The organism is Paraburkholderia sp. SG-MS1 (genome assembly GCF_012275575.1).
Lineage (GTDB): Bacteria > Pseudomonadota > Gammaproteobacteria > Burkholderiales > Burkholderiaceae > Paraburkholderia.
Genome location: NZ_NPIH01000143.1, coordinates 1 through 5,552, shown reverse-complemented (window position 1 = coordinate 5,552; position 5,552 = coordinate 1). Strand labels below are relative to the sequence as shown.

General features: G+C 65.9%; 7 protein-coding genes. All 7 read left to right on the top strand.

Translation table 11 applies throughout. From position 1 onward, the window contains the following. The coding region (locus tag CIC12_RS11275) for a phosphonate C-P lyase system protein PhnG (protein ID WP_168664200.1) at positions 1-251 on the top strand (251 nt) is incomplete at its 5' end. After that, positions 251-862, top strand: coding sequence for a phosphonate C-P lyase system protein PhnH (gene phnH / locus CIC12_RS11270; protein WP_168664201.1), 612 nt, complete (start codon positions 251-253; stop codon positions 860-862). The genes CIC12_RS11275 and phnH, both read left to right, overlap by 1 nt. Beyond that, the gene (locus CIC12_RS11265) at positions 862-2,037 is read left to right on the top strand and encodes a carbon-phosphorus lyase complex subunit PhnI (RefSeq protein ID WP_168664199.1); all 1,176 of its coding nucleotides are present in this window, start codon (positions 862-864) and stop codon (positions 2,035-2,037) included. The genes phnH and CIC12_RS11265 overlap by 1 nt, the downstream gene beginning before the upstream one ends. Further along, complete coding sequence (locus CIC12_RS11260; RefSeq protein ID WP_168664198.1) at positions 2,034-2,957, top strand: alpha-D-ribose 1-methylphosphonate 5-phosphate C-P-lyase PhnJ; 924 nt, start codon at positions 2,034-2,036, stop codon at positions 2,955-2,957. Before CIC12_RS11265 ends, CIC12_RS11260 begins: the two co-directional genes overlap by 4 nt. Further along, positions 2,954-3,730: a phosphonate C-P lyase system protein PhnK gene (gene phnK / locus CIC12_RS11255; RefSeq protein WP_168664197.1), complete on the top strand. Its 777-nt coding sequence runs from the start codon at positions 2,954-2,956 to the stop codon at positions 3,728-3,730. The genes CIC12_RS11260 and phnK overlap by 4 nt, the downstream gene beginning before the upstream one ends. Positions 3,731-3,738: 8 nt before the next feature. Continuing rightward, positions 3,739-4,632 carry a phosphonate C-P lyase system protein PhnL gene (gene phnL / locus CIC12_RS11250; RefSeq protein WP_168664196.1) on the top strand — a complete coding sequence of 298 codons (894 nt, stop codon included), beginning with the start codon at positions 3,739-3,741 and terminating at the stop codon, positions 4,630-4,632. Then, a partial coding sequence (locus CIC12_RS11245; RefSeq protein ID WP_168664195.1) for an alpha-D-ribose 1-methylphosphonate 5-triphosphate diphosphatase occupies positions 4,626-5,552 on the top strand: 927 nt, incomplete at its 3' end. The genes phnL and CIC12_RS11245, both read left to right, overlap by 7 nt.

The window sequence follows — 5,552 nt, the reverse complement described above, 5'->3', positions numbered from 1 at the left end:
CCCTGCGCCTGCGCGCACCGGATGATGCGCTAGCGACGGTAGGTGTCGCATGTCACCTGGGCCGCGACCGCCGCCGCGCGGAACTCGCCGCGCTGGCGGACGCGCTGCTGCAACTGCCCGAGCATCACGTGGCATTGCATCGGCAACTGGTCGAGCCGTTTGCGGCGCAACAGGCCGCGCGCCGCGCCGGGCGGCAACGGGACGCGGCGGCCACGCGCGTCGAGTTCTTCACGATGGTGCGGGGCGAATGATGGAAAACGCGCAGATTGCCTTGTCCACATTGACGCCGGGTTTCGCGGACCCGGTCCACGATACGCAGGCGGTGTTCCGCACGCTGCTTGACGCGTTGTCGCGGCCGGGCACGATCGGCGAAGTCGCCAACGTGCTGCCCGACAGAAGGGCCGGACGCGCCGCCCGCGCCGCGTTCGCCGCGCTGCTCGCGCTGTGCGACTACGCGACGCCCGTGTGGCTCGCGCAGCCGGACACCGCGCTCGGCTCGGCGCTGCGTTTTCATACCGGCGCGCCGCTCGTCGAGGAACCCGCCGCAGCCGTGTTTGCATACGTTCATGATGCGAGTGCATTGCCGCCGATCGAGCGCTTTACGCTCGGCACCGCTGAATCGCCCGACCAGGCGGTGACGCTGCTGATTCGCGTCGAAGCGCTCACGGGTGGCGTGCCGGTCGTGCTCAGTGGACCCGGCATTCTGGATACCGAAACGATTTCTCCTGTCGGGCTGCCTGAGCATTTCTGGCGCGAACGCGCTGCGCTCGCGCCGCTGTTTCCGTGCGGCGCCGACTGCTATCTCGTCAGCGGTGCTCGCCTGATCGGCCTGCCGCGCACAACTCACGCAAAGGTGAACTGATGTACGTTGCCGTCAAAGGTGGCGAGCGCGCGATTGAAGCGTCGTGGCGTCTGCTCGACGAGGCGCGCCGAGGCGATACGCGGGTTGCGGAACTCGGCGTCGCGCAGATTAGCGAGCAGTTGCGCCTCGCCGTCGCGCGCGTGATGACCGAAGGCTCGGTGTTCGACGAGGAACTCGCCGCGCTCGCGATCAAACAGGCCGCCGGCGATCTGGTCGAAGCGATCTTCCTGCTGCGCGCATATCGCACCACGTTGCCGCGCTTCGGCTACACGCAGCCGATCGACACCGAAGCGATGCAGGTCGAGCGCCGCATTTCGGCGACCTTCAAGGACGTTCCCGGCGGACAATTGCTCGGCGCGACTTACGATTACACGCAGCGTCTGCTCGATTTCGCCTTGCTTGCCGAAGGTGAAGGCGAAGAAGCTAGCGCACCCGCACGCTGTGACAGCGCCACAGCCGAAGCACAGGCCGAGTCGCTCGCAAGCGCGGCGGCGGCAACGAGCGCCATGCCGCGCGTCGTCACCCTGCTCGACAACGAAGGCCTGATCGAACAGGAACGCCCGACGCCGAACGCGCCGCCCCCGGGCGATCTTTCGCGCGAACCGCTCGCCTTTCCTGCCAGCCGCGCGACGCGCTTGCAGAATCTGGCGCGCGGCGACGAAGGCTTTCTGCTCGCGATGGGTTACGCGACGCAACGCGGCTACGCGCACTCGCATCCGTTCGCGGGCGAGATCCGCTTCGGCACGATTGCCGTCGAAATGGAACTCGACGAACTGGGCGAAGCCGTCGAGATCGGCGACATCGACATCACCGAATGCCAGATGATCAACCAGTTTGCCGGCAGTGGCGCCGTGCCGCCCACCTTCACGCAGGGCTACGGTCTCGCGTTCGGCCATGCGGAGCGCAAGGCGATGGCGATGGCGCTGGTGGATCGCGCGTTGCGCGCCGAAGAACTCGGCGAGGCGGTCGCGTCACCGACCCAGGACATCGAATTCATGCTGTCGCATAGCGATAACGTCGAAGCGTCGGGCTTCGTTCAGCACCTGAAGCTGCCTCACTACGTCGATTTTCAGGCCGAACTCGAACTCGTGCGACGCTTGCGAAAACAGCATGGCGCGCAGACGCCGAACCAAAGCGCACAACCAGGCAGCGATCACGGGGAGCAGGCAGCATGAACGCGCCCGACGCATCTCGACCCACCGCCTCGTACGACAGCGCCGCGCATGGCTACAACTTCGCCTACCTCGACGAGCAGACCAAGCGCATGCTGCGCCGCGCGTTGCTCAAGGCCGTGGCGGTGCCGGGCTACCAGGTGCCGTTCGCGTCGCGGGAAATGCCGTTGCCGTTCGGCTGGGGCACCGGCGGCATTCAGGTCACCGCGGCAATCATCGGTAAGCAGGACACGTTGAAGGTCATCGATCAGGGCTCCGACGAAACCACCAACGCGGTCAACATCCGCCGTTTCTTCGCGCGCACCACGGGCGTAGCGACCACGCGCCGCACCGCGGAAGCGACGATCATCCAGACACGTCACCGGATTCCCGAAACGCCGCTGACGGACCGGCAGATTCTGGTGTACCAGGTGCCGATGCCCGAGCCGTTATATCGGCTCGAACCACGCGTCGCCGAATGCAAAAAGCTGCATGCGCTCGCCGACTACGGATTGATCAGCGTGAAACTCTACGAGGACATCGTGCATCACGGCAGCATCGCCACCACGTACGACTACCCGGTGCTCGTCAACCACCGTTATCTGAGTTCGCCGTCGCCGATCCCGAAGTTCGACAACCCGAAGATGCACATGAACCCCGCGCTGCAACTGTTCGGGGCCGGCCGCGAACGGCGCATTCACGCGATTCCGCCCTACACATGCGTGCGCAGTCTCGACTTCGACGACCATCCATTCGACGTGCAGAAATGGCAGCACGCGTGCGCGCTGTGCGGATCGACTGAGAGCTTCCTCGACGAAATGATCGTCGACGACGCGGGCCAGCGCATGTTCGTCTGCTCCGATAGCGACTACTGCCACGAACGCCGTGGCGATGCGCACGAGGCTCCGGCAACGCCCAATGCACGCGACGGAGAAGCCACATGACGTCACAGCCACTGTTGAGCGCTCGTGATCTGACCAGACAATATGGTGGCCGCAACGGTTGCAGGAACGTCAGCTTCGATCTGTATCCGGGCGAGGTGCTGTGCATCGTCGGCGAATCGGGCTCGGGCAAGACCACGCTGCTCAATACGCTCGCGCTGAAAACGACGGCCGACAGCGGCTTGCTCCACTACACCGCCACGCAGGGCGAGCGGCTCGATCTGCTCGCGCTGTCCGAACCGCGCCGACGCCTGCTGATGCGCACCGAGTGGGGCTTCGTGCAGCAGAATCCGCGCGACGGACTGCGCAGCGGCGTCTCCGCCGGCGCGAATATCGGCGAGCCGTTGATGGCCGTCGGCGCGCGCCACTATGGCGAGATCCGTCACGCGGCCACGCAATGGATGGAACGCGTCGAACTCGACGCTTCGCGCATCGACGAATTTCCCAGTGCGTTTTCCGGCGGCATGCAGCAGCGCCTGCAGATCGCGCGCAATCTCGTGACCGGTCCGCGGCTCGTCTTCATGGACGAACCCACGGCCGGGCTCGATGTGTCGGTGCAGGCGCGCCTGCTCGATCTGCTGCGCACGCTGACGTCCACGTTGCATCTGTCGGTGCTGATCGTTACGCACGACATCGGTGTCGCGCGTTTGCTCGCGCATCGGCTGATGGTCATGCAGGGGGGCGAAGTCGTCGAGTCGGGTCTGACCGATCAGGTACTCGACGATCCGCAGCACCCCTATACGCAAACGCTGGTTTCCTCGGTTCTGCCGGTTTGAGGCTCACGATGCGATCCACTGAAGCAGACAGTCGCACAGATCATGACGCAGGCGCGGCCGGGCGCGAGTTCTCCAGCAATACGGCATTGATGCTGCGCGCAGCCGGCGTCGGCAAGACCTTCACGCTGCATGGCCAGGGCGGCGTGCGCATCGACGCGCTCGCGGACGTCTCGCTCGAAGTCGAGCGCGGCGAATGCGTGGTGCTGGTCGGCCCGTCGGGCGCCGGCAAGAGCACCCTGCTGCGCTGTCTCTACGGCAACTATCTCGCCAGCACGGGATCGATCGAGATTCGCGACACAACGGATCGTGGCCAACCCGTGTCGATCACCGGTGCGCAACCGCGCGACGTGCTGCGCTTGCGCCGCAATGTGGTCGGCTACGTGAGCCAGTTTCTGCGCGTGATCCCGCGCGTGCCGACGCTCACGCTCGTCGCCGAAGCGCTGCTCTCGCGCGGCGTGGCCGAAGACGAAGCCCGCGCGCGCGCCGCCGCGCTGCTCGCGAGGCTCAACGTGCCGCAGCGACTCTGGACGCTCGCGCCCGCCACCTTCTCGGGCGGCGAGCAGCAGCGCGTGAACATCGCGCGAGGTTTGATCGCCGGGCATCCCCTGCTGCTGCTCGACGAACCCACCGCCTCGCTCGACGCGGAGAACCGCGACGTGGTCGCCGGGTTGATCGTCGAAGCACGCGAGCGCGGGGCGGCGATCGTCGGTATCTTTCATGACGAAGAGACGCGCAGCAAGGTCGCAACCCGCCGCCTCGCCTTGCAGCCGCCACGGGTCGCTGAACGACTGATCGACGTCCGCGAAAACGGCACTAGAATGGACCAGCGAACGGCGATGAGAGACTTACCCCATACGGCAACAACACCCAGGCTCGATAAAAGCGGAGCAAGTCGATGTTGATCAGGAACGCTCGCATCGTGACGCGAGACGAAGCATTCACCGGCGTGGTGCGCGTCGAGGACGGCGTAATCCGCGAAGTCGCGCGCGGCACGAGCGCGGCGCGCGAAGCTGAAGACTGGGACGGCGATTATTTGCTGCCCGGTCTGATCGAGTTGCATACGGACAATCTCGAGAAACACCTCGCGCCACGTCCCGGCGTGCAATGGAATACCGACGCCGCGTTCGTGATCCACGACGCCCAGGTGGCCGCCGCGGGCATCACCACCGTGTTCGACGCGCTCGCGATCGGCTCGCGCTCGAACGTCGGACTGCGTGGCCGCGACGTGCAAACGCAATGCGCCGATTCCCTGCTGCGCTTTTCCGCACGCAAACTGTTGCGCGCCGAGCACTTTCTGCATCTGCGCTGCGAGATCGCCACCGCCGACGTGCTCGAGGTGTTCGATTCGCTGTGCACGCATCCGCTGTTGCGGCTCGCGTCGGTGATGGATCACACGCCCGGTCAGCGTCAATGGCACGACCGCGAGCAATGGCGCCGCTTCCAGGAGCGCGACGGCAAGCTCAGCGACGAACGCGTCGCGGCCGCGCTGGCCGAATTGTCGGTCGAACAGGAACGTTATGCTGATGCACACCGCCGCGAGATCGTCGCGCGTTGCCAGCGGCTCGGCATTCCGGTGGCGAGCCACGACGACACGCTGATCGAGCACGTCGAACAGGCGAAGGCCGAAGGCATCGTGCTCGCCGAATTTCCGACCACCCGCATTGCCGCCGAAGCGGCGCGCGCGCACGGCATCGCGACCATCATGGGTGCACCGAATATCGTGCGCGGCGGCTCGCATTCGGGCAACGTGTCGGCGCTCGAACTCGCGAAGGCGGACCTGCTCGACATCCTTTCGTCGGACTACGTGCCCTCGAGCCTGCTG